Source organism: Dongia sp. P2_B8 (assembly GCF_056404715.1).
In genome coordinates, this window is record NZ_JBFUDM010000003.1 from 236,324 (window position 1) to 258,959 (window position 22,636).

General features: G+C 61.6%; 23 protein-coding genes. 18 read left to right on the top strand and 5 right to left on the bottom strand.

Annotation, left to right across the window (positions count from 1 at the left end):
• Positions 1 to 31: 31 nt before the first annotated feature.
• From AC1DWZ_RS08720 to AC1DWZ_RS08800, 17 genes are all read left to right on the top strand, one after another.
• Positions 32 to 964, top strand: coding sequence for a LysR substrate-binding domain-containing protein (locus AC1DWZ_RS08720; protein ID WP_477168489.1), 933 nt, complete (start codon positions 32 to 34; stop codon positions 962 to 964).
• Positions 965 to 1,290: 326 nt separating this feature from the next.
• Positions 1,291 to 2,547 (top strand): FAD-dependent oxidoreductase, encoded by a 1,257-nt coding sequence (locus AC1DWZ_RS08725; protein WP_477168490.1) that lies wholly within the window; start codon positions 1,291 to 1,293, stop codon positions 2,545 to 2,547.
• A gap of 14 nt (positions 2,548 to 2,561) precedes the next feature.
• Positions 2,562 to 2,879, top strand: coding sequence for a sarcosine oxidase subunit delta (locus tag AC1DWZ_RS08730; RefSeq protein WP_477168491.1), 318 nt, complete (start codon positions 2,562 to 2,564; stop codon positions 2,877 to 2,879).
• The gene (locus AC1DWZ_RS08735) at positions 2,879 to 5,797 is read left to right on the top strand and encodes a 2Fe-2S iron-sulfur cluster-binding protein (RefSeq protein WP_477168492.1); all 2,919 of its coding nucleotides are present in this window, start codon (positions 2,879 to 2,881) and stop codon (positions 5,795 to 5,797) included. The genes AC1DWZ_RS08730 and AC1DWZ_RS08735 overlap by 1 nt, the downstream gene beginning before the upstream one ends.
• A 1-nt stretch (position 5,798) precedes the next feature.
• The gene (locus tag AC1DWZ_RS08740; protein WP_477168493.1) at positions 5,799 to 6,533 is read left to right on the top strand and encodes a hypothetical protein; all 735 of its coding nucleotides are present in this window, start codon (positions 5,799 to 5,801) and stop codon (positions 6,531 to 6,533) included.
• A gap of 15 nt (positions 6,534 to 6,548) precedes the next feature.
• Complete coding sequence (locus AC1DWZ_RS08745) at positions 6,549 to 7,541, top strand: GlxA family transcriptional regulator (RefSeq protein WP_477168494.1); 993 nt, start codon at positions 6,549 to 6,551, stop codon at positions 7,539 to 7,541.
• Between the two features lie 117 nt (positions 7,542 to 7,658).
• A complete protein-coding gene (locus AC1DWZ_RS08750) occupies positions 7,659 to 8,420 on the top strand; it encodes a helix-turn-helix domain-containing protein (protein ID WP_477168495.1) in 762 nt (253 codons plus the stop codon).
• 230 nt (positions 8,421 to 8,650) lie between these two features.
• Entirely contained in the window at positions 8,651 to 9,550 is a 900-nt protein-coding gene (locus AC1DWZ_RS08755; protein ID WP_477168496.1) for a class II glutamine amidotransferase, read from the top strand.
• Between the two features lies 1 nt (position 9,551).
• On the top strand, positions 9,552 to 10,235 hold the full coding sequence (locus tag AC1DWZ_RS08760; RefSeq protein ID WP_477168497.1) for a protein glxC: 684 nt from the start codon (positions 9,552 to 9,554) through the stop codon (positions 10,233 to 10,235).
• A 15-nt stretch (positions 10,236 to 10,250) separates the two neighbouring features.
• Positions 10,251 to 11,582, top strand: coding sequence for an FMN-binding glutamate synthase family protein (locus AC1DWZ_RS08765; protein WP_477168498.1), 1,332 nt, complete (start codon positions 10,251 to 10,253; stop codon positions 11,580 to 11,582).
• Positions 11,583 to 11,651: 69 nt separating this feature from the next.
• Entirely contained in the window at positions 11,652 to 12,959 is a 1,308-nt protein-coding gene (glnT, locus tag AC1DWZ_RS08770) for a type III glutamate--ammonia ligase (RefSeq protein ID WP_477168499.1), read from the top strand.
• Between the two features lie 306 nt (positions 12,960 to 13,265).
• Positions 13,266 to 13,544: a hypothetical protein gene (locus AC1DWZ_RS08775; RefSeq protein WP_477168500.1), complete on the top strand. Its 279-nt coding sequence runs from the start codon at positions 13,266 to 13,268 to the stop codon at positions 13,542 to 13,544.
• A gap of 67 nt (positions 13,545 to 13,611) precedes the next feature.
• A complete protein-coding gene (locus tag AC1DWZ_RS08780) occupies positions 13,612 to 14,043 on the top strand; it encodes a hypothetical protein (protein WP_477168501.1) in 432 nt (143 codons plus the stop codon).
• A 52-nt stretch (positions 14,044 to 14,095) separates the two neighbouring features.
• Complete coding sequence (locus tag AC1DWZ_RS08785) at positions 14,096 to 14,266, top strand: hypothetical protein (protein WP_477168502.1); 171 nt, start codon at positions 14,096 to 14,098, stop codon at positions 14,264 to 14,266.
• 3 nt (positions 14,267 to 14,269) lie between these two features.
• On the top strand, positions 14,270 to 15,688 hold the full coding sequence (locus tag AC1DWZ_RS08790) for an APC family permease (RefSeq protein ID WP_477168503.1): 1,419 nt from the start codon (positions 14,270 to 14,272) through the stop codon (positions 15,686 to 15,688).
• A 142-nt stretch (positions 15,689 to 15,830) separates the two neighbouring features.
• Positions 15,831 to 16,508 (top strand): hypothetical protein, encoded by a 678-nt coding sequence (locus AC1DWZ_RS08795; RefSeq protein WP_477168504.1) that lies wholly within the window; start codon positions 15,831 to 15,833, stop codon positions 16,506 to 16,508.
• The gene (locus AC1DWZ_RS08800; protein WP_477168505.1) at positions 16,505 to 16,783 is read left to right on the top strand and encodes a hypothetical protein; all 279 of its coding nucleotides are present in this window, start codon (positions 16,505 to 16,507) and stop codon (positions 16,781 to 16,783) included. The genes AC1DWZ_RS08795 and AC1DWZ_RS08800 overlap by 4 nt, the downstream gene beginning before the upstream one ends.
• On the opposite strand, the gene AC1DWZ_RS08805 is transcribed toward AC1DWZ_RS08800, so the two are convergent.
• Together AC1DWZ_RS08805 and AC1DWZ_RS08810 are read right to left on the bottom strand one after the other, a co-directional pair.
• Positions 16,780 to 17,412, bottom strand: coding sequence for an FkbM family methyltransferase (locus AC1DWZ_RS08805; protein ID WP_477168506.1), 633 nt, complete (start codon positions 17,410 to 17,412; stop codon positions 16,780 to 16,782). The genes AC1DWZ_RS08800 and AC1DWZ_RS08805 overlap by 4 nt on opposite strands.
• Positions 17,413 to 17,422: 10 nt before the next feature.
• Complete coding sequence (locus AC1DWZ_RS08810) at positions 17,423 to 19,501, bottom strand: aminotransferase class III-fold pyridoxal phosphate-dependent enzyme (protein ID WP_477168507.1); 2,079 nt, start codon at positions 19,499 to 19,501, stop codon at positions 17,423 to 17,425.
• 73 nt (positions 19,502 to 19,574) lie between these two features.
• Here AC1DWZ_RS08810 and AC1DWZ_RS08815 point away from each other — a divergent pair, with 73 nt between their 5' ends.
• Positions 19,575 to 20,462: an LOG family protein gene (locus AC1DWZ_RS08815; RefSeq protein ID WP_477168508.1), complete on the top strand. Its 888-nt coding sequence runs from the start codon at positions 19,575 to 19,577 to the stop codon at positions 20,460 to 20,462.
• 25 nt (positions 20,463 to 20,487) lie between these two features.
• On the opposite strand, the gene infA is transcribed toward AC1DWZ_RS08815, so the two are convergent.
• The 3 genes from infA to AC1DWZ_RS08830 form a co-directional block, all read right to left on the bottom strand.
• A complete protein-coding gene (gene infA / locus AC1DWZ_RS08820) occupies positions 20,488 to 20,763 on the bottom strand; it encodes a translation initiation factor IF-1 (RefSeq protein WP_477168509.1) in 276 nt (91 codons plus the stop codon).
• Positions 20,764 to 20,993: 230 nt separating this feature from the next.
• Positions 20,994 to 21,782, bottom strand: a complete 789-nt coding sequence (locus AC1DWZ_RS08825) for an ABC transporter ATP-binding protein (RefSeq protein WP_477168510.1) — start codon at positions 21,780 to 21,782, stop codon at positions 20,994 to 20,996.
• Complete coding sequence (locus AC1DWZ_RS08830) at positions 21,779 to 22,636, bottom strand: ABC transporter ATP-binding protein (RefSeq protein ID WP_477168511.1); 858 nt, start codon at positions 22,634 to 22,636, stop codon at positions 21,779 to 21,781. The genes AC1DWZ_RS08825 and AC1DWZ_RS08830 overlap by 4 nt, the downstream gene beginning before the upstream one ends.

The window sequence follows — 22,636 nt, forward strand, 5'->3', positions numbered from 1 at the left end:
TAGAGACACACTCATCGCTGACGGAATCGCCATGGCCCGCCCCTCACTGCGCCGCTCTTTGCCGCCTCTCAACTCCCTGGTCGCCTTCGAGGCGGCCGGGAGATTGGAAAGCTTCACCGCCGCCGGCCGGGAGCTCAGCCTGACCCAGGCCGCCATCAGCCGGCAGATCCAGCAATTGGAATCCGATCTTGGGGTGCTGCTGTTTTCCCGTTCGCGCCGTGGCATGCGCCTGACGCCGGAAGGGGACATCCTCTATCGCTCGGTGACATCGGGCTTGACCTCGATCTCGGATACCGCGACCACCCTTCGCCAGCAGCAGGGACGGCGCAATGTCACCATCGGCGCCACCTTGGGCTTCTCCACCTTCTGGCTGATGCCGCGCCTGCCCAACTTCCGTTCGGCCAATCCCAACATCGACCTGCGTCTGGTCGCCTCCGATGCGCTGGGCGATCTGGCCGAAGAGCGTATCGACATGGCGATCCGCTATGGCGATGGCCATTGGCCGGCGGTGAATGCCACCCGCATGTTCGGTGGCGAGATGTTCCCGGTGGCGAGCCCCAGCCTGCTCAAGGGCAAGAAGCTGCCGCTGAGCGTGGACGAATTCCGAGCCATGCCTCTGCTGGAATATGAATCGGCCGATCCACGCTGGTTGAATTGGGAGGATTGGTCGCAAGGCTTGCCGGAAAAGCCCAAACTGCCGGCAGCCCGCATTCGTTTCAACTCCTATCCCCTCCTGGTTCAGGCAGCGATTGCCGGCGAAGGCATCGGGTTGGGGTGGCGCTATTTCGTCGATGATTTCCTGCACGATAAAAGGCTGGTGCGGCCGGTCGAAGAAGTGATGGTGACCGATTTCGGGTTCCATCTGATCGAGCCGATCGGGGCCAGGCCGCGCACCGCAACGACACTCCTGCGCAGCTGGCTGCTCGACCAGGCACGGGTCAGTGCAGGGACGGCGCTGCCGTAGGATTGCCTCTCTTCCCCTAGCCCCTCTCCCCGCAAGCGGGGCGAGGGGCTCTCTAACGAACCCGCTGGAAACTCCCTCTCCCTTCAGGGGGAGGGCSGGGGKGGGGGCCGCATTCAGTCTCGCTCTCACAAAGCCATCGCCCATGCCCCCACCCAACCCTCCCCCCGAAGGGAGAGGGCTTAGAAGTGGGCGCTGCTCGGCAGCGGCCCCAAAATCACGCTGCCGATTTTACGTCATCGTATGTCGATAATTGACAATGGTGCAAAATCGGCTGAGATAGCCTTGCCGCCATCAACGGATGTGACGGATTCAGCGAGGCTCCACCCATGCTTCCCGCCTTTTTCCCCCTCAAGATCCTGCGCTATGGCCTCAGCGGCAAGTATCCGGCCGAGCGGTTCATCCCGAAGGCCCAGGATCTGAAGAAATCCTATGACGTGGTGATCATCGGCGGTGGTGGGCATGCGCTGGCCTGCGCCTATTACCTCGCCAAGACCCATGGCATCACCAATGTCTGCGTGCTGGAGCGTGGCTATCTCGCCGGCGGCAACACGGCGCGCAACACGGCGATCATCCGTTCCAACTACCTGACGCCGGAAGGTGTGCGCTTCTACGAACAATCGCTGAAGCTCTACCGCGAGTTCAGCCAGGAGCTGGATTTCAACATCCTTTATTCGGAACGCGGCCATTTCACGCTGGCGCATACCGATGCCGCCATGCGCACCAGCCGCTGGCGCGCCGAAGTGAACAAACAATTGGGTGTCGATTCTGAGCTGATCTATCCTGACCAGATCGGCAAGCTGTGTCCGCATCTCAACATGTCGGATCATGTGCGCTATCCGATCATGGGAGCGCTCTTTCATCCGCCAGGATCGATCGCGCGGCATGATGCCGTGGCCTGGGCCTATGCCAGGGGTGCCGCCAAGATGGGCGTCGAGATCCACCAGCAGACGGCGGTCAATGGGCTCATCATCGAGAACGGGACGGTGAAGGGTGTCGAGACCTCGCGCGGCACCGTCTATGCCAACCGCGTGATGCAGGCGGTGGCGGGCAACACTTCGGTCGTTGCCAAGATGGCGGGCTTCCGCCTGCCGATCCGCACCATTCCGCTGCAGGCCTGTGTGAGCGTGCCCCTAAAGCCGTTCCTCGACCAGATCATCGTCTCCGGGTCGCTCCACGTCTATGTCAGCCAGAGCTCGCGCGGTGAGCTGGTGATGGGTGGCTCGACCGACCCTTACGGCCTCTACAACACCCGCTCGACTCTGGATTTCAAGGAAGGCCTCCTCGGCCACATGCTGGAACTTCTGCCCATGCTGGGCGAGGTCAAGGTCATGCGGCAATGGGCCGGCATGACCGACATGACACCGGATTTCAGCCCGATCATGGGCCTCACACCCGTCAAGAATTATTACATCGACAGCGGCTGGGGCACCTGGGGTTTCAAGGCGACGCCGGTCTGCGGCATGACCATGGCGCACACCATCGCCAACGACACGCCGCATGATCTCATCAAGCCATTCTATCTCGACCGTTTCGTCGACTATGCCCAGGTCGGTGAAAAGGGCGCGGCCTCGGTCGGCCATTAAGGGGGAAAGACGCCATGAAAATCATGAATTGCCCCTTGAACGGCCCGCGCAACATCAGCGAATTCGCCTGGGGTGGCGAGGTGAAGCCGATGCCCGATCCAGCCAGCGTCGATGACAAGGTCTGGGCCGACTGGCTGTTCCTGGAAAATAACGAGGCCGGATTGGTGCGCGAATGGTGGTGCCATGTGCCGACATCCTTCTGGTTCATCGCGGAGCGCAACACGATCACCGATGAGATTCTGAAGACCTATGCAGCGGGCGATGTGTTCAGCGCGCGCGTCGAGTTTGCGGCGAAAAAAGCCCCAACCGATTCCAAGACGGGGACAAAGTGATGAGCGAGATCAACCGCCTGGCCGCCCCTTTCGGGCGCCTCATCGACCGCAGCGAGACGGTAAGTTTCGATTTCGAAGGCCGCACGATCACCGGTTTCAAAGGCGATACGATCGCCTCGGCGCTATGTGCCAACGGTCAATGGATGATCTCGCGCTCGTTCAAGTATCACCGGCCGCGCGGTGTGCTGACCATGGCGGGGCAGGATGCCAACACGCTGGTGCAGCTGCCACAGGAGCCTAATTGCCTCGCTGACAAATATCCGGCGCGAAATGGCTTGAAGGTGAAGGCGCAGAACTATTTCGGCTCCTTCGACGGCGACATGGCGCGGGTGGTCGAGTTGATGCACCGCTTCCTGCCCGTGGGCTTCTACTACAAAACCTTCAACGAGAAGAAGAAGTCCTGGGCGTTCTGGGAGCCGATCGTGCGGGCCATGACAGGCCTGGGTGCCATCGACCCCAAGGCGGATTTTCACGAGAGCTATTACGACAAGCAATATCTGTTTGCCGATGTTGCGGTGATCGGTGGCGGTCCAGCGGGCCTGGCCGCGGCGCGTGCGGCGGCGGAAGCTGGTGCCGAGATCGTGTTGATCGACGAGAATCCGATGCTGGGCGGCTCGCTGGGTTATGCCCGCTTCGATGCCGAGGGCGTGCGCAGTCCGTCGCTGCTCGCCGAGCTTGGCGGCAACATCGAGAGCGTCAAGGGCCTCACCGTCATGACCGGCGCCATCTGCTCCGGTGTTTTTTCCGACAATTGGATTCCGGTGATCAAGGGCAACCGCTTCTACAAATTGCGCGCGAAATCCATCGTCATTGCCACCGGCTCGATCGAGCAGCCGGCGGTGTTCCGCAACAACGATCTGCCCGGCGTGATGATGGCGAGTGCAGCACAGCGCCTCATCCGGCTCTATGGCGTCCGACCCGGCCGGACTGCTGTCATCCTCGCCGCCAACGACGATGCCTATGGTGCGGCCCTCGACCTCATCGAGGCCGGCGTCACGGTCGCGGCTATTGCCGATCTCAGGCCCGCTTTGTCGACGTCACCGATGGTGGCGGCGGTGAAGGCGAAAGGTATCGCGGTCCATGTCGGTTACGGGATTGGCGAAGCGCTCTATGCGCAGAAGACGCATATTTCCGGGGCGGCGCTGGCACCAGTGACCGGTGAAGGCCGCTTGGGCACAGGTGGCATGAATGTCGCCTGCGACCTTATCCTGTTGTCGGTGGGCTTCAGCCCGGCGGGACAGCTGCTGCATCATGCGGGGGCGAAATTCGGCTATTGCCGTGACTCGCACATGTTCCAGCCGGTGAGCCTGCCGGCGGGTGTTCATGCCGCGGGTTCGGTCAACAATGTCTATGATCTCGATGCGGTGATTAACGACGGCAGGCGCGCTGGCTTGGCCGCCGCCAAGGATGCGGGCTGTGCTGTGGCAGCGATTCCGGCTGCACCCACGGAACGGGGCCATATCGGCCGCACGCATCCCTGGCCGATCTTCCCGCATGCGCGCGGTTTCGATTTCGTCGATTTCGACGAGGACCTCAAATATCACGACCTCATCAACGGCATCGCCGATGGCTATGACAATGTCGAATTGCTGAAGCGCTATTCGACCGTCGGCATGGGGCCGAGCCAGGGCCGCCATTCCGCGGTGACATCGGTGCGCGTGGTGTCGCGCGAGACCGGGACCGATATCGCCAACATGAACGTGACCACACAGCGGCCGCCTTATACGCCGGAGAAGTTCGGCCATCTGGCCGGCCGCGTGTTCGACCCGGAACGCCGCACAGCCATGCATCATCGCCATCTGGAACTGGGGGCGCAGATGATGCCGGCCGGTGTCTGGTGGCGGCCGGCCTATTACGGCACGAAGGCCGAGCGCGCCGCCGCGATCGTCACGGAAGTGAAGGCGGTGCGCGAGAATGTCGGGTTGATCGACGTCTCGACCCTGGGCGGGCTCGATGTGCGTGGGCCGGATGCGGCGGAATTCCTCAACCGCATGTATACATTCAGCTACACCAAGCAGCCGATCGGCCGCTCGCGCTATGTGCTGATGACCGACAATTCCGGCGTCATCACCGATGATGGCGTCGCCTGCCGGTTCCATGGCGAGCATTTCTATGTGACTGCAACCACCAGCGGCGTCGATGTGGTCTACCGCCAGATGCTGTTCTGGAACGCGCAATGGCGGCTCGATGTCGATGTGGCGAACGTGACGGCAGCCTTGGCCGGTGTGAACATCGCCGGGCCGAAATCGCGCGCGGTATTGCAGAAGGTGTGCACGGATATCGATCTCTCCGCGGAAGCCTTCCCCTATATGGGTGTGAAGCTCGGCACCGTGGCCGGTATCCCGGCACGCCTGATGCGCGTCGGTTTCGTGGGCGAGCTGGGCTATGAAATCCACGTGCCCGCCGGTTATGGCGAGGCACTGTGGGATGCATTGATCGAGGCCGGCAAGCCTGAAGGCATCAAGCCTTTCGGTGTCGAGGCGCAACGCGTGCTGCGCCTGGAAAAGGGCCATATCATCGTCAGCCAGGACACGGACGGCCTTACCAATGTATGGGAAGCCGACATGCCCTGGGCGCTGGCCAAGACCAAGCCGTTCTTCGTTGGTGGGCGCTCGACCGAGATTCTCGCCAAGACCAAGCTGGTCCGGAAGCTGGTCGGCTTCACCTTGAAGAATGCCGGGGATGTCTGCCCGGAAGAATGCCATCTGGTGCTCAAAGGCGAGGAGATCGTGGGCCGCGTTACCTCGGCGGTGACCTCGCCAAGTTTGGGCAAGGTCGTAGGCCTCGCCTATGTTCATGCGGACGATGCGGCGCTGGGCAGCGAGTTCACCATCAAGGTCGATGGTGGCAGGCGCATCACCGGTATCGTCACCAAATATCCGTTCTACGATCCCGAGAACAAGCGGCAGGAGATGTGAGATGAACAATATCAACCCTGCCAGCCTTACGCGGCGCAGCTTCACCTACCGGGATCTCGCGGCGCTGGGCGCACAGTTTGGCGAGGTGAATGGCGCTGCCATCCCGCTTCATTTCGGTGCCGGGCGCGAGGCCGAACTTGCCTCTGCCCGCAGGTTGGCGCTGGCCGACCTCTCCGTCATGCCCCATGCCGGTTTCAAGGGCAAAGGTACGGCGGAATGGCTGACGGCCCAGGGGCTCAGCATCGGCCCGGACAGCAACAAGGCATATGGGCAGGCTGGCGGCGAACTGGCGGCACGGTTAGCGCCCACCGAAATCTTCCTGCTCGATAGCCTTGCCGGCACGGGTGCGCTGATGCAGCGGCTGAATGCTGCCTGGACATGGGCTGCGGCGGCACCGCGCCCGCAACAGGGCTATCCTTTGCCGCGCCAGGACAGCCATGGCTGGTTCATGCTGGCGGGCGAGTTCGCACCGGCCATGTTCTCCAAAATGTGCGGTGTCGATCTCCGGCGCGATCGCTTTGCCGAAGGGGCGATTGCCCAGACGTCGGTCGCCAAGATGAGCGCCATCATCATCCGTGCCGACCGGAAGGCCAAGGATGGCCGTCAGCATGCCGCCTATCATGTGCTGGCGGATATCGCCTCGGCCGAATATCTCTGGTCCTGCTTGATGGATGCGGGAAAGGAATTCGACATTCGCCCGGTGGGCCTGCAAGCTCTGCAAGATCTGGAGCAATAAGCGGGGGCATACAGGATGACCGAGCGGGAAATCGCGGATTTCGCGGCCGCCCGCACTATCGGGGCCGCACCGTTTCGCCTGGCCATCATCCTGGTTCAAGGCTTTGCGCTGATGTCCTTTGCCTCGGCGATCGAGCCGGCGCGTGCGGCCAACCGCATGTCCGGGCGCAAGCTCTATCAATGGGCCCTGTTCGGGACGACGGCCGGTGGCGTTGAGTCAAACAGCGGCATTGAGGTCGCAGCGCGGCAAGTGAGCGAGATCGATCCTGCCGATTTCGACATGGCGATCGTCTGTGCGGCGACGCACGCGGAAGCCAAAAGATTCATGAACGTGGAGGCAGCGGCGCGGCGCCTGCATCGCGCGGGCCTTGCTTTGGCAGCGGTCAGCACCGGGAGTTTCGTGCTGGCGCGGGCCGGGCTCCTCACCGGACGGCGCTGCACGGTGCATTGGGACTATGCCGATTCCTTCCGTGAAGCCTTTCCCGATGTCGAGCTGCTCAACGATTTGTTCGTGGTGGATGGCCGCATCCTCACCTGTGCCGGTGCGACGGCGGCGCTCGACATGATGCTGGAGCTGATCCAGTGCCATCATGGTCGCGAGCTTGCCCGCCAAATCGCCGACCAGTTCCTCCATGGCGGCATCCGCGGGGCGACCGAAGGCCAGCGCCAAGTGCTGTTGGGGGCGGCGGTGCGCAACACGGTGGTGCAGCGCGCGGTCCAGCGGATGGAAGCGACGGTCGAAGAACCGGTCTCGCCCGCCAAGCTCGCCCATGAACTCGGCGTCAGCCAACGCCAGCTGGAGCGGTTGTCGAAGCGCTATCTCGGCTGCACGCCGGCCAAATTCCATGCCCAGCTGAGATTGCAGCGGGCGCGGCGCATGTTGCGCCAGACCGAACTCTCCGTGGCCGAGATCGCAATTGCCTGCGGCTTCGTCTCGCTCTCGCATTTCGCCAAGGCCTATCGCCGCCAGTTCAGCGTCAGTCCGCGCCAGGACCGGCAAGCTGCTTGAAGACTGGCGGCGTGATGTCCTGACTTTTGGAGGACATGACGCGGCAGGATTCTGCCGCTATGCTCCGCCATCGACCGATTGAGTCGGTCGCAGGACAATATTCGGTGGGACAGGGCCATGGCGCGTGAGCGCATCATTAACCGCGAAAACGGCAGCAAGAAGGGCGGCAAACCCGCCAAGCCGGCAGCTGCGGTCAAAGGCAAATCCACCACCTCGATCTCCGGCGCGCCCGCCAAGCTGACGGCCAAGCAGGCGAAACATGCCGCTGCCTTGCAACAAGACCCGCATCATGTCTCCGGCAAGGGCCGCTCGCTGGAAGCCGCTATCGGCCGCGAGGTGCGCAATTTCCGCCATCAGCTCAGCATGACGGTGGCGCAACTGTCGCAGGCCTCCGGCATGTCGGCCGGCATGCTTTCGAAGATCGAGAATGGACAGACCTCGCCCTCATTGGCCACCCTCCATGAGCTCTCGAAGGCGCTGCAGGTGCCGGTGACGTCCTTCTTCCGGGGGTTCGAGGAGGAGCGATCGGCGACCTTCGTCTCGGCCGGGCAGGGGCTCCCCATCGAGCGTCGTGGCACCCGTGCCGGGCACCAGTACCAGCTGCTCGGGCACGGTTTCAGCCGCGGCCTCGCGGTCGAGCCCTATCTGGTGACATTGACCGAGAATTCCGACGTGTTCCCGATCTTCCAGCATGACGGGGTCGAGTTTCTCTATATTTTACAAGGCGAAGTCGGTTATCGGCATGGCGATAAGCTCTATCACATGCATCCCGGCGACAGTCTCTATTTCGATTCGGACGTCCCGCATGGGCCGGAACAGCTGATCAAGCTGCCGATCCGGTTCCTGTCCATCATCACCTATGCCCGGGATAACGACTGATCACGCAAGGTGGGCGGTCATGCCCGGACCTGATCCGGACATCCACAGTCTCAACTACCGCGGTGGATCCCCGGGTCTTCGCCCGGGGATGACGATCTAGAAGGGACGAGCATCCCTCCTCAGGAATAGAGTTTCCTCACAGTAAAAAAAGTTTCATTACCCTTGACAGGGGGTGGGGGCAGGCTATCTTTGGGCCAATATTGTTCCGTTCCCCAAGGGAGGTACGCGCCATGTGCGGTATCGTTGGCCTTTTCCTGAAAAATCCGGCGCTTGAGCCGGTGCTCGGCAAGCATCTCGAAACCATGCTGATCGGCATGACCGATCGCGGTCCCGACAGCGCCGGCATTGCCGTCTATCACAGCCCGGTCACCGGCAAACGCAGCAAGCTCACCTTGTTCAATGCCGACACGGCCTATCCCTGGCGCAAGCTCGCCGGCGATCTGGGGGCCGCCCTCAATATCGAGGTCGATGTCGATCAGCGCGGCAACCACGTCCTGCTGAGCGCGGACGCGACGGAGTCCGCCATCATCCGGTGGCTGAAAGCACAGCGCCCGGATGTCCGCATCATGGGCTATGGCAAGCTGATGGAAGTCTACAAGGATATGGGCCTGCCCAAGGATGTGGCCAAGAAATACGGCCTTGCCGGCATGCAGGGCAGCCACGCCATCGGCCACACCCGCATGGCCACGGAAAGCGCCGTCACCACGGAACATTCGCACCCCTTCACCCCGGCCCCCGATATGTGCCTGGTTCATAATGGGTCGCTCTCCAACCACAACAATCTCCGCCGCTGGCTTCGGAAGCAGGGGCAGGAATTCGACACCGACAATGATTCGGAAGTCGCGGCACGCTATTTCGCTTATCGCCTCTCGGAGGGTGCGACGCTGAAGGAGGCGCTGGAAGCGGGTCTCGTGGACCTCGACGGTTTCTTCACCTTCACCATGGGCACCAAGGACGGTTTTGCCGTGGTGCGCGATGGCGTCGCCTGCAAGCCGGCCGTACTTGCGGAAAATGACGATTGGGTGGCGATGGCCTCGGAATTCCGCAGCCTTGCCTATCTCCCCAATATCGAAAAAGCCAAGATCTGGGAGCCGGCGCCGGCGACCGTCTACAGTTGGAGCCTCCACTGATATGAATTCCTTCGATCTCACCAAGACCACGCTGCGCGAGGTCAATGCTAAGCTCCAAAACCTGCCCGCCGACACCAATGAAAAGGTCTGGCGTCTCACCAATCTCCATGGCGAGCATGCTTGCGCAGTGGGTCTGACACAGCCGATCGAGGTCCATGTCGAAGGGCATATCGGCTATTACTGCGCCGGCATGAACCAGAAGGCGACCGTGGTCATTCACGGTCAATGCGGTGTCGGTGTTGCCGAAAACATGATGTCCGGCGAAGTGCGGGTGAAGGGTACGGCGAGTGCTGCTGCCGGTGCCACGGGCCAGGGTGGCCTCCTCGTGATCGAGGGCGATGCCGGGACGCGCTGCGGCATTTCCATGAAGGGCATCGACATCGTCGTCAAAGGGTCGGTGGGCGCCATGAGCGCCTTCATGGCCCAGAGCGGTGCGCTCGTCGTATGCGGCGATGCCGGCGCCAGCCTGGGTGATTCGATCTATGAGGCGCGGCTCTATGTGCAGGGCAAGGTCGAAAGCCTGGGGTCCGACTGCATCGAGAAGAAGATGACGCCGCATCATGTCGAAAAACTGGGGCGGCTTCTCAAGAAGGCCGGTCTCGATGCCGATCCGAAAAAGTTCAAGCGCTATGGCTCAAAGCGGAGCCTTTATAATTTCCACGTCGACAATGTCGATGCGTATTGAGGGGAATGAATTCTGATGAGCGACCATAGTCCCTTCCATACGCCGCCGCGTTTCTCCTCGACCTTCGACCAGGATGCGATTGCCCAGATTCAGCGCGCGGCAGCGACTGGCATCTATGACATCCGCGGCGGCGGCGCCAAGCGCAAGGTCCCGCATTTCGACGATCTGCTGTTCCTCGGTGCCTCAATCTCGCGCTATCCGCTGGAGGGCTACCGCGAGAAATGCGGCACTAACGTCACCCTTGGCACGCGTTTCGCGAAGAAGCCGATCGAGCTCAAGATTCCGGTGACCATTGCAGGCATGAGCTTTGGTGCTCTCTCCGGGAACGCCAAGGAAGCGCTTGGCCGTGGCGCCTCCGCCATGGGGACCAGCACCACCACCGGCGATGGCGGCATGACGCCGGAGGAGCGCGGTCATTCAAACATGCTGGTCTATCAGCTGCTGCCCTCGCGCTATGGCATGAACCCCGACGATCTCCGCAAGGCGGATGCCATTGAAGTGGTCATCGGGCAGGGCGCCAAGCCTGGTGGTGGCGGCATGCTGCTGGGGCAGAAGATCACCGAGCGCGTGGCCCGCATGCGCAACCTCCCCATCGGCATCGACCAGCGCTCGGCCTGCCGGCATCCCGACTGGACCGGGCCTGACGATCTTGCCATCAAGATCACCGAGCTGCGCGAGATCACCAATTGGGAGAAGCCGATCTATGTGAAGGTGGGTGCCACGCGGCCCTATTACGATACGGCGCTCGCCGTGAAATCCGGGGCCGATGTGGTGGTGCTGGATGGCATGCAGGGTGGGACAGCGGCGACCCAGGAAGTCTTTATCGAGCATGTCGGCCTGCCGATCCTCGCTGCCATCCGCCCGGCGGTACAGGCGCTTCAGGATCTCGACATGCACCGCAAGGTGCAGTTGATCGTCTCAGGCGGCATCCGCAACGGTGCCGATGTGGCGAAATGCCTGGCGCTGGGCGCCGATGCGGTCGCCATCGGTACGGCGGCCCTTATTGCGCTGGGCGACAACGCGCCAAGCCTGGAAGAGGAATACAGGAAGCTTGGCACAACAGCCGGTGCTTATGACGATTGGCATGAAGGGCGCGATCCGGCCGGCATCACGACGCAGGATCCGGCATTGGCGGCCAGGCTCGATCCGGTCAAGGCCGGCCATCGCCTCGCCAATTATCTCGCTGTCCTCACCATGGAAACGCAGATCATCGCGCGGGCCTGCGGCAAGAGCCATGTCCACAATCTTGAGCCGGATGATCTGGTGGCGCTCACCGTCGAGTCCGCGGCGATGGCTGGCGTGCCACTCGCCGGCACCAACTGGATCCCAGGGCAGGGCAAGTACTAGGCGCGTCAGCGCGGCCAAACAATAAACGACAACAGGTAGTTTGAGGCTTTCAACAGAGGGGAATAAAGCATGGCAACCGACCTCGCCAAGGTCGCGAAGGACCGCAAAATCAAGTATTTCTTGATTTCCTATACCGATCTCTTCGGCGCGCTGCGCGCCAAGCTGGTGCCTGCCGCGGCCATCGCCGAGATGCAGAAGAACGGCGCCGGGTTCGCCGGCTTCGCAACTTGGCTCGATATGACGCCGGCGCATCCTGACCTTTTCGCCAAGCCCGATCCCGAAAGCCTCATCCAGCTACCATGGAAGCCGGAAGTGGCCTGGCTTGCTTCCGACCTCTGGATGGACGGCAAGCCGGTCGCGGATTCACCGCGCAATTTGCTCAAGCGCAAGATCGCCGAAGCTGCCAAGAAAGGCCTGCGCGCCAAGGCCGGCGTCGAATGCGAATTCTTCCTGATCACGCCGGACGGCAAGGAAATCGGCGATGCGGCCGATACCGCCGACAAGCCCTGCTATGACCAGCTCGCCTTGATGCGCCGCTATGACGTCATTACCGAGATTTGCGATTCCATGCTGACCTTGGGCTGGAAGCCCTATCAGAACGATCATGAAGACGCGAACGGCCAGTTCGAAATGAACTGGGAATACGACGATGTGCTCCTTACCGCCGACCGTCATGTGTTCTTCAAATACATGGCAAAATCGATCGCCGAGAAGCACGGCATGCGTGCGACCTTCATGCCGAAGCCGTTCAGCAATCTCACTGGCAACGGAGCCCACGCCCATATCTCCTTCTGGGATATGAGCGGCAAGAAGAATCTGTTCGGCGATCCCAAGGGCGAGTTGGGCCTTTCGAAGCTTGCTTATCAGGTGCTGGGCGGTATCCAGCATAACGCCGACGCGCTGTGCTCGTTCTTCAACCCGACGGTCAATTCCTATAAGCGCATCAACGCGCCGCGGACGATTTCGGGCGCCACCTGGTCGCCCAACACCATCACCTGGTCGGGCAACAACCGCACGCACATGATCCGCGTGCCGGATGAGGGGCGTTTCGAGTTGCGCCTCGCCGATGGCGCCACCAATCCTTATCTGCTGCAGGCGGGCATCGTCTCGGCTGGTCTAGACGGCATCGCCAACCAGCGCGATCCCGGCAAGCGCCTCGACATCAACATGTATACCGATGGCCATACGGTGAAGGGTGCCAGGAAACTGCCGCTCAATCTTCTCGACGCGTTGCGCTTGACCGATGCCAGCAAGGTGGTGCGCGAGCAGTTCGGCGATTCCTTCGTCAATTCCTACGTGCGGATGAAGACCGAGGAATGGAACAGCTTCACCAAGCACCTCACCGAATGGGAGCGTCACAACACGCTCGATTGCTGACGAGATTGAAGCCGCCCGAAAGAGTTTCGGGCGGCTTTCTTCTCAGTGCCGATGTTTCCGCGTAGGAAACTTCATTTAAGGCTAGTAAAGTCATAAACGGCATGTTAAAAATTGATAACTGCCGCTAATGACGCAGACGAGTCGGTTTTGCATAGCAAAACTGACTGGACGAAAGCTCCCAGAAGAGGAGCGCCACGATACCCCGGAAAGGGGACGTGATTTGGGAGTGACGCCTCGACCGAGGCGATGAAACAGTCGGATGAAGCGATCGAGCTGACACCGATCGCCGTCTCAGGGGAGAGTGAAATGGCGAACGACCTTCAGTCGCGCATCAATGCCATGTACAGCCGAGATCGCCTGTGGGCCTACGGATTCGTCGTAGCCCTGTGGATCGTTGTGCTGTTCGTGCTGCTGGCTGTGCACAGTCACATTCCAAGCCGCGGCATTGAAGTGGTCTGCTGGATCGCAGCCGCATTGCTGCTGCTGTTCAACACCGCCTCCATCACAGCCATGGTCCGCCACTACGGCGAGGACCGGGACCATGTCTATGGCATCGATATCAAGCATCTGGATGCGGGCCACTAAGCCGCGGCGATTGATGCTGTCCTAACGCTGCAACTGCTGACTTTAAATGCTCTCGGGGGAGGGGAACATGGCGCAACGCTACAATCCACCCAAACAAAGCAAATCCGGCCAGATTATCGACGTTATCGTGGTGCTGGCCTTGGTGTTCTTGGCGCTGTTCCTGCCGCTCTGGCTGGAGATCGCGGTGCCGTCACGCGTCGAGAAACTGCCGGCTGGCGTGAGCTATACGATGCAGGCTGGGGCTGACGGAACGGAATCCAAAGTTTGGACCGGCCTCACATGGGAGTCGATGGGCCAGAATCCAACCATGCAGCAGCAATGGGAAAAGCTCGGCTACACGCCGGAAGCCGCTGCCGACATCATCACCATGCCGTTCGAATACGACATCGACTATCTCGGCATCTTGATTACTGCTTTGGTGATCCTCGGCTACTACATCTATGTGCTCCGCGTCTCCGAAAAAGAGTATCGCGAAGTAGTGCGAGAGAAATTCGACTAATCAGCTTGCGATGATGATCTGATCGCAACGCGAAGGCAGGGGGAAGCCGAACATGAATATCTGGCAGATGTTGGAATGGGCAGCTTGGGCAATCTCGGCGCTGATGTTCGCCTGGATGGTGATTGATGCGTGGCGGGTGGGTCAGCAATATGATGAAGATACGCTGCTGAGCTCGCGCGAAGGCGTCGACGATCTCTTTGGCGACCAAGGCAAGGGGGCCTGAGTCATGGCTGACACGACCGTGGGCAAGACTGAGTCGAAAAGCATCAACCTCCTCAAGGTCCTGGGGCCAGTCCATGTCTGGGCCCTGGGCGTTGGCATCGTGCTGGTCGGCGAATTCATGGGTTGGAACTATGGCGTCGGCAAGGGTGGTGCCTTCGGGGCACTCATCGCCGCCTGGGTGATCGGCCTTCTTTATACCTGTGTTGCCATGATCGATTCCGAGGTCACCTCGACGGTGGCGGCGGCGGGCGGGCAATATGCGCAGGCCAAGCACACGATCGGGCCATTGATGGCCTTCAATGTCGGCCTCTATCTGGTGCTGGCTTACTCGATGCTCGAGGCCGCCGATGTCCAGGTGGTCGGCCAGTTGGTGCAGATCGGCATCGGCCGCGTCGACCCGGAAGGGGCTGCGGTCTTGCATGCCGAATGGTGGTGGTCCTTCACCGTGCTCTCGCTGATGTTCCTGGCCTGGCTCAATTACCGCGGCGTGCTGATGACCCTCACGGTCAACTTCATCATCACCGCGGCGGCCTTCGCCTCGATCATCATCCTCTTCTTCGGTGTCCAGGGCTGGAACCCGGATGCGCAGCTGCTGCACGAAGGCCTGCTCACCGATCTGCCCTATGGCTGGCTCGGCGTCATTGCCTCGCTGCATTTCGGCATCTGGTATTATCTCGGCATCGAAGGTACCTGCCAGGCGGCGGAAGAAGTCCGCTCACCGGGCCGGGCACTGCCGCTTGGTACCATGACAGGCATCATCACGCTGCTGATCGCAGCGGCCCTCACCTGGTATATCGCCTGCGGCATGCYACCCTGGGAATATGTCGGCTGGGATCTGGAACTGGCACCGCTCTATGACGCCGCCAAGATCACCGGATCGCCGTTCCTGGAGACCGTGTTGTTCGTCGGCACCTTGTTCTCGGCCATCGCCTCGGCCAACGGCTGCATCAACGATGCGGCGCGCGCCTGGTTCTCGATGGGCCGTGACCGCTACCTGCCGGCCTGGTTCAGCGCCGTGCATCCCAAATACCGCACGCCGTTCCGCTCGATCATCTTCCTCATCCCGGTGGTGGCCATCTTCGCGCTGAAGGTGCCGCTGGCCCAGATCATCACCTTCTCGATTCTGTCGGGCCTGCTCAACTACACCTTCATGCCGATCAATGTCTGGAAGTTCCGCAAAATGTGGCCGTTGGGCTCGATCCGGCGCGGCTATGAACATCCGTTCCACCCGATCCCGGCGATCGTGCTGATGATCCTGTGCATCACCACCTTCTTTGCAGTCTATCTCGGCTACGGACGGCAGCTGCTGGCGATGATGGCCTTCTACATCATCATCTCGATCTGGTTCAGCCTGCGGCGTTACCAATTCGTCCGCCGGGCCGATCAGTTCACCATGAACTGGCCCAGGCCCAAGGGTTATTGAGGGCCCGGGGTTATTGGAAGTCTGGGGTTATTGAGTTCTTCCTATGACGACTTAAAGACCGGGCGACTCCCCTCGCCCGGTCTTTTTTGCCCGAGTCTTTTTTGCCCGAGTCTTTTTTGTCGGAAGGTTTTTGGGATCGACCATGCGTTATGAAATACTGGCGGCGATCCTGGTGGCGGTCGGCGCCCTGATCTGGATCTATCGCCGCGACCGGCGGCGCTTTGAAGCCGAGCGCGCCATGCTGTTCGATAATCTTCGGGGCTTGCTGAGCGAGTCGGAGCTCACCCGGGCGCCTTTGAACTATCCCAAGCTGCGGGGCCTCTATCGCGGCCACAAAGTCACGATCGATGCGGTGCTGGACAATCTTGCGGTGCGCAAGCTGCCTTCGCTCTGGCTGCGGGTGACGGTGCTGGCCGATGTCCCTTATGCCGGCAGCTGCGATATCCTGGCGCGCGCTCATAATGTGGAATTCTATGCACCCTCCAACAGTTTCGATCATGTCCTGCCGCTGCCCCCGGGCTGGCCGGAACATCTCACCATCAAGAGCGACAATCCGGATGTCGTGCCGCCGCAGGCGCTGCTGGACCGCCATATCCGGGTATTCGACGATGAGCGGGTCAAGGAACTGCTGGTGACACCCAAGGGCGTCCGGCTGGTGCGGCAGGCGGCACAGGCGTCACGGGCCGAATATCTTGTGCTGCGGCAGTCCCTGTTTGGCCCGGTGGTTGTTCCGCGCGAGATGGTGACGGATCTTCTCGACCGCGCGCTGGCACTGGCCGATACTCTGCGCACCAGCCCAGCCGTGGAGACTGTCCGATGAAGCCGCCCATTCATCCTTATCTGGTGATGCTGATCGCCGTGGTGGCGCCGGGCAGTGGTCATTGGGCCGCCGGCAATATCCAGCGCGGCATGATGTTCGCCTGGTTCATGTTCATCCTGGGCTTTATCACCTGGAAGATCACGCCGGCGGAATTGAGCCTGCTTGGGCGTCTCTCCGGCGGCCTGCTAGTTTATGCCGTCTCGATCATGGATGCCTACCGCATCGCCCGATTTCGCTGGGCGCGGTACCAGGCTGGCGAAGCGCCCAAGGCCTAGCTCAGCCGGTAGATCGACGTGTAATGAAGATGTGAGACGAGCCGGTAGCCGAGCGGGCGCAGGTAGCGGAAGATCTTGCTCTCCACCACGCGTTCCAGATCAAGGTCCAGATCTTCGACCGCCAGCAGCTTCGGATGGAAGCGCGCCCAATCGTTGGAGCGGAGCACGTCGAGATCGACACCCTCGCAATCGACATTCATGAAATCAACCGTGCGGCCGGCGGGAACATGCTCGGCCAGCACGTCGGCGAGGGTCTTCCGCTCGACGTCGATATCGCCGAGGTGCCGCTTCCTCGGATTGGTAAGTGTCTTCTTGTAGAGGGCCTCATCGACCGTATTCATCGAACGATCGTTGAAGAGATGGAGCCTGACCTTGCCAGGTTTGCTGCCGATGGCGATCTGCAGGGCCGTGTCTTCGGGCCGCGTGGCCTGGAAAGCGGAAATGGCGTCGGGATCGGGATCAATGGCAATACCCCGCCAGCCGCGCTGGTAGAGCGCATATGTGTTGGAATAGTCGATCGGCGCGTGGGCGCCGACGTCGACATAGAAGCCGACCGGCAGCTTGGCCAGAAACTTCTGGATCAGCCGGTCCTCGCCGAAGGATGAGTAGCTGTCGATCGGAAAGGTCATTGGGGCACCTTTAAAGGCCGAGATCGCTCAAGACCCGATCCAGCGATGAGAGGAAATGTGCGCAATCGTCCGCGGTGATGACCAGCGGCGGCTTGATCTTCAGCACATTGTTATGTGGTCCCTCGGCGGATAGCAACACGCCCGCCCCTTTCATGGCCTCGATCGTGGCTTTGAGGGCGGCGGCGGCGGGCTGCAGCGTCTCCCGGTCCTTGACGAATTCCGCCCCGATGAAGAGCCCAAGGCCGCGGACATCGCCGATCACCCGGTGGCGGGTCGAAAGCAGCCGCAACCCGTCCATCAGCTGCACACCCCGCGCCCTTGCATTGTGGAGCAGGCGCTCGTCGCGGATGATGTCGAGGACGGCAAGGCCGATGGCGGCCGAGACCGGATTGCCGCCGAAAGTGTTGAAATATTCCATGCCATTGGCAAAGGACGCGGCGATCTGCGGGGTGGTTGCGACCGCGGCCAGCGGGTGGCCGGCACCGATCGGCTTGCCCATGGTGACGATGTCGGGGACGACACCTTGCGTCTCGAACGCCCACCAATGGGTGCCGACACGGCCGAAGCCGACCTGGACCTCGTCGGCGATACAGAGGCCACCCTCGCGCCGCACATGGCTGTAGACACTGGCGAGATAGCCGTGAGGGAAGGGGATCTGTCCACCGCAGCCCTGGACCCCCTCCGCGATGAAGGCCATCGGCTTCCGGCCCAGCGCCACCATGTCCATGACCAGGGTGGAGACGCTGTCGGCATAGGCCGGGCCGACATCCTTATCACCCTTCCTCACCCGGCCGCGATAGGGGTCGGGCATTTCGGCGACCCAGGTATGGCCCGGCCGCCCTTCGCCGCCCTTGCCATCGAATTTATAGGGACTGATGTCGATGAGGCTGGAGAGATGGCCGTGATAGCCATGATCGACCACCACCACGTCGCGCGCCTTGGTATGAGCGTGAGCCAGGCGCAAGGCAAGATCATTGGCCTCGCTGCCTGAATTCGTGAGGTAAATGACCGACAATTCCGGCGGCAGGATTTCGCACAAGCGCCGGATATAAGTGGTGAGATGGTCGTGGAGATAGCGGCTGTTGGTGTTGAGCGCGCCCATCTGCCGCGTCGCTGCTGCAACGACACGCGGATGGCTATGGCCGACATGCGCAACATTGTTGACCATGTCGAGATAGGTGCGGCCAGTCTCGTCATAAAGATGGCAGCCAGCACCGCGCACGATCTTGAGCGGCGAGTCATAGGCCAGGCTGAAGGAGGGAGCGAGGTGCCGCCGCCGTTCGGCCAGCAGCTGTTCCTTGGTGCGCATCACGGGTGCCGCGCAATCGGCCTCGATGCCCAGAATGATGTTGGGGTCGGGACAGATCTCGCGCCACAGCTCCCACTGGCTTGCCCAACTGATGCCGATGATATCGAGGACATGCCAGCCCATGAGATGCGTCATCAGCTGGAAATGGAGATGCGGCGGCCAGTCGCCATTCTCGGCAGGTGGTGCCAGCGTGCCAAGGACATCACCCTTGGCGATGTGCTGTCCGGGCTTCATCCCTTTGATGCTGCCAGGCGCCAAATGGCCATAGAGCGTCCAGAACGGCACGCCGTCGTCGGTCTCGTGGCGCAGCACCACGATGCCGCCGAAGCCGTGCCGGCTGGTATCGTTGCCCACGGTTTCGACCGTGGCTGGATAGGGCGCGAAGATGTCCGTCCCGGCCGGCTCAAAGATGTCGATGGCGTGGTGGATCTTGCGGGGATTCTCTTCCCGCGGCTCATCCGGGTGATCATAGATCCCCCGATCTTCGCAATAGCGTCCGATGCCGGTCTTCGGCGCAATCTCCCGTTGCCGCTGCAGCCACCAGGCTGTGAGATTCTCGCCACCATTGCGGCTTCCATGCGTCAGCCTGCCGGCATGGTCTGCCGCGTCCATGATCGCGACATGCGCCCGGTCGAGCGGTGCCCGCATGACTGGGCCGAAGCGATGATTGTTGAAATCCAGCCAGCGCCGCAAATGCGGCACATGCTCATGGGCCGGCAATCCGGCAGCCACCCGCGCCAGCATCTCTGCGATCAACTGTTTCGGTTCGGGGGTGTCCATGGCAAATTCTTCTTGAACAGGGGTGAGCCAGCTCCTTTTATCATTTCGCGTCACCTCGATGAAAGCAATGCGCATGACCGATACGCCAAAGCCCGGCAGTTCCAAGCCCGACAACGCCCAGCAGCGCAACGCCCCTTCCTACACGCTGCCGGCCCAGGACATCGACTTCATTGCCAACCGCGAAGAACTGCGCGGGCTGCGCTTTGCGCTGGAGTATTACAAAGCGGACATGATCCTGCAGGATTGGGGCGTGCGGTCGACCATCATCGTGTTTGGCTCGGCGCGCATTCCCTCGCCGGAATTGGCGGCGATCCGGATCGCCGCTGCCCCGCCGGAAGGGCGGGAACGGGCGGAGAAGCTAGGCGCTTGGATGCGTTATTACGAAGAAGCGCGCGCCTTTGCCCGGCTGGTGTCGGAAGAGGGCGGTGCCCTCAAGCCGGTTCATGGCCAGCGCGACAATGTGATCGCGACCGGTGGCGGCCCCGGCATCATGGAAGCGGCCAACCGTGGCGCCCATGAGGCGGGGGCGCCGTCGATCGGCTTCAACATCACGCTGCCCGGCGAGCAGGAGCCCAACGCCTATTCGACGCCCGACCTTACCTTCCGCTTCCATTATTTTGCGATGCGCAAGATGCACCTGGCCATGCGCGCCCGGGCCTTGGCGGTGTTTCCAGGCGGCTTCGGCACGATGGACGAATTGTTCGAGATCCTGACCCTGCAGCAGACGCGCAAGGTCACCACGACGCCGGTGGTGCTGGTCGGCAAGGATTATTGGAACAGCGTCATCAATTTCGACGCCATGATCGACAGCGGCCTCATTGAGGCCGCGGATCTCGGGATCTTCGATATCGTCGATACCGGCGCCGAGGCTTGGGCTGCTCTCAAGGCGCGGGGATTGAAACCGGCCAGCGCCCGATCCGGAAAGATGGGCCGCCGGCCGGGATTACCGGAACAACCTTAATGGCGCCACATGAGTGGCGCGGGGCTTAGTGGCGACGCTTGAACGGGGCCGGGCGCGGGGCGCTGCCGGTGTTGGCGCGTTCGTCCTTGAAGCGGAAGGTGATGCGGCCCTTGGTCAGATCATAGGGGGTCATTTCGACCGTGACCCGGTCGCCTTCCAGGATGCGGATGCGGTTCTTGCGCATCTTGCCGGAGGTATAGGCCAGCGTCTGGTGCCCGTTATCGAGCTGCACCACGTAACGCAGATCCGGCAGCATCTCAGTGACGGTCCCGTCAAAGGTGATGACGTCTTCTTTCGACATGGTTCTCTTTCAAAAGGATATCAGTGGCAAAACGATATCAGTGGGGCAATCCGCACGACATCCAGGCGCTCCATAAAGGCTTGCGCGCCGGAATCATGCTGGGATGATTGCAGATGGCGCCATGAAATAAAGCAGGTCACGCACCCGTTCAAGCTCATTCCAGACGGGGCTGGCGCGCAGTTCTGGCGCTTTTCATATAAGTATTTGATATATATGTATTTGTGCTGAAATCACAGATCCGCGAAGGTGTCCACCAAAGCCCGGTCATAGCCCTTGCTGGCCAGCAGCAATTGGCGCGAATAGGCGTGGCCGAGCGCCCCGGTGCCCAAATGGGCGCTTTGGGCCACCTCGACCAGGCTGCCCTGCCGCATGACGGCAAAGCGGTTGCACATGTGGGCGACCACGCCGAGATCGTGGCTGACCAGCAGGTAGGTCACCCCCAACTGGGTGCGGATATCATCGAGGAGATTGAGGATTTCGGCCTGGATGGAGACATCGAGCGCCGAGGTGGGCTCGTCCAGCAGGATGATGCGTGGATTGAGGATGAGGGCGCGGGCGATGGCGATGCGCTGGCGCTGGCCGCCGGACAATTGGTGCGGATAGCGGAAGCGGAAGCTGGGGCCAAGCTGCACCTGGTCCAGGGCTGCCCGAACGCGGGCCTCGCGGTTATCGAGGCTGTGGACGATCAGCGGTTCGCTCAAGATCCGGTCGATCGTGTGCTTGGGATGGAGCGACCCGAATGGATCCTGGAACACCATCTGCACCTGGGCGTAGAAGCTGCGGTCGCGTTTGCGTCCCAACTTCTTGCCGTCGATGCTGATATTGCCGCTCCAGCCGTCGACCAGTCCAGCAACGGCACGCAGGATGGTCGATTTGCCGGAACCGGATTCTCCCACCAGGCCGAAACTTTCCCCGGCTTCGACTTGCAGGCTGACCTTGTCGACGGCGCGCACCAGGTCGCCACCATCGCCGAAGACGACGGACAGGTTTTCGATATCGATCATGGTTGCGCGGGTCATGGGCGACCTCCCACGCGTTTTGCCGGTGCGTCGGCCCAAGCCGGGTCACGCGTCAGCGTCGCCAGGCGCTTCTCCGGCTTGTCCACTTCCGGCGCACAGGCGAGCAGGCCGCGGGTATAGGGATGGGTCGCCGAATAGAGATCGCGCGCCGGCAGTTCCTCAACGACGCGGCCGCCATACATGATCAGCACCCGGTCGGCGAAGGTGCGCACCAGGTTGAGGTCATGGCTGATGAAGATGAGGCCCATATTGCGTGTCTTCACCAGATCATCAAGGATCGCCAGAACCTGCAGCCGCACCGTGACGTCGAGTGCCGAGGTGGGCTCGTCGGCGATCAGCAATTCCGGTTCCGCCATCAGCATCATGGCGATCATGGCGCGCTGCCCCATGCCGCCGGACAATTCATGCGGCCAGGCGCGGAATACCCGCAAGGGATCGCGGATCTTGACGGCTTCCAGCATCTCCAGCCCTCGCTGGCGTGGGCTGATATTGCCAGTGTGGCGCTGGCCGGCCTCGATCAACTGATCACCGATGCTCATCACCGGATTGAGGGAATATTTCGGATCCTGCATCACCATGGCGATGCGCCGGCCGCGGATCTCGCGCCAGGCCTTGGGGCTGAGGCCAAGGAGGTTGCTGCCATGAAAGGTCATGCGGTCGGCGGTGATGCGGCCTTGCGTGAGGCCCAGAATGGCGCGGCCGGTCTGTGTCTTGCCAGAACCGGATTCGCCGACGATGGCGAGCTTCTCGCGGCCCATGGTGAAGCTGACATCCTTCACCGCATGGAACTCGCCCTTCGGCGTGTCGAAGCGGATATTGAGGTTCTGGACGTCGAGGATCGGTGTCTCGGTCAT

Bases quoted from the DNA above. Each gene is read 5' to 3' on its own strand.
- AC1DWZ_RS08720 (WP_477168489.1), top strand. From the start codon at position 32: ATGGCCCGCCCCTCACTGCGCCGCTCTTTGCCGCCTCTCAACTCCCTG.
- AC1DWZ_RS08725 (WP_477168490.1), top strand. From the start codon at position 1,291: ATGCTTCCCGCCTTTTTCCCCCTCAAGATCCTGCGCTATGGCCTCAGC.
- AC1DWZ_RS08730 (WP_477168491.1), top strand. From the start codon at position 2,562: ATGAAAATCATGAATTGCCCCTTGAACGGCCCGCGCAACATCAGCGAA.
- AC1DWZ_RS08735 (WP_477168492.1), top strand. From the start codon at position 2,879: ATGAGCGAGATCAACCGCCTGGCCGCCCCTTTCGGGCGCCTCATCGAC.
- AC1DWZ_RS08740 (WP_477168493.1), top strand. From the start codon at position 5,799: ATGAACAATATCAACCCTGCCAGCCTTACGCGGCGCAGCTTCACCTAC.
- AC1DWZ_RS08745 (WP_477168494.1), top strand. From the start codon at position 6,549: ATGACCGAGCGGGAAATCGCGGATTTCGCGGCCGCCCGCACTATCGGG.
- AC1DWZ_RS08750 (WP_477168495.1), top strand. From the start codon at position 7,659: ATGGCGCGTGAGCGCATCATTAACCGCGAAAACGGCAGCAAGAAGGGC.
- AC1DWZ_RS08755 (WP_477168496.1), top strand. From the start codon at position 8,651: ATGTGCGGTATCGTTGGCCTTTTCCTGAAAAATCCGGCGCTTGAGCCG.
- AC1DWZ_RS08760 (WP_477168497.1), top strand. From the start codon at position 9,552: ATGAATTCCTTCGATCTCACCAAGACCACGCTGCGCGAGGTCAATGCT.
- AC1DWZ_RS08765 (WP_477168498.1), top strand. From the start codon at position 10,251: ATGAGCGACCATAGTCCCTTCCATACGCCGCCGCGTTTCTCCTCGACC.
- glnT (WP_477168499.1), top strand. From the start codon at position 11,652: ATGGCAACCGACCTCGCCAAGGTCGCGAAGGACCGCAAAATCAAGTAT.
- AC1DWZ_RS08775 (WP_477168500.1), top strand. From the start codon at position 13,266: ATGGCGAACGACCTTCAGTCGCGCATCAATGCCATGTACAGCCGAGAT.
- AC1DWZ_RS08780 (WP_477168501.1), top strand. From the start codon at position 13,612: ATGGCGCAACGCTACAATCCACCCAAACAAAGCAAATCCGGCCAGATT.
- AC1DWZ_RS08785 (WP_477168502.1), top strand. From the start codon at position 14,096: ATGAATATCTGGCAGATGTTGGAATGGGCAGCTTGGGCAATCTCGGCG.
- AC1DWZ_RS08795 (WP_477168504.1), top strand. From the start codon at position 15,831: ATGCGTTATGAAATACTGGCGGCGATCCTGGTGGCGGTCGGCGCCCTG.
- AC1DWZ_RS08800 (WP_477168505.1), top strand. From the start codon at position 16,505: ATGAAGCCGCCCATTCATCCTTATCTGGTGATGCTGATCGCCGTGGTG.
- AC1DWZ_RS08805 (WP_477168506.1), bottom strand. From the start codon at position 17,412: ATGACCTTTCCGATCGACAGCTACTCATCCTTCGGCGAGGACCGGCTG.
- AC1DWZ_RS08810 (WP_477168507.1), bottom strand. From the start codon at position 19,501: ATGGACACCCCCGAACCGAAACAGTTGATCGCAGAGATGCTGGCGCGG.
- AC1DWZ_RS08815 (WP_477168508.1), top strand. From the start codon at position 19,575: ATGACCGATACGCCAAAGCCCGGCAGTTCCAAGCCCGACAACGCCCAG.
- infA (WP_477168509.1), bottom strand. From the start codon at position 20,763: ATGTCGAAAGAAGACGTCATCACCTTTGACGGGACCGTCACTGAGATG.
- AC1DWZ_RS08825 (WP_477168510.1), bottom strand. From the start codon at position 21,782: ATGACCCGCGCAACCATGATCGATATCGAAAACCTGTCCGTCGTCTTC.
- AC1DWZ_RS08830 (WP_477168511.1), bottom strand. From the start codon at position 22,636: ATGACCGAGACACCGATCCTCGACGTCCAGAACCTCAATATCCGCTTC.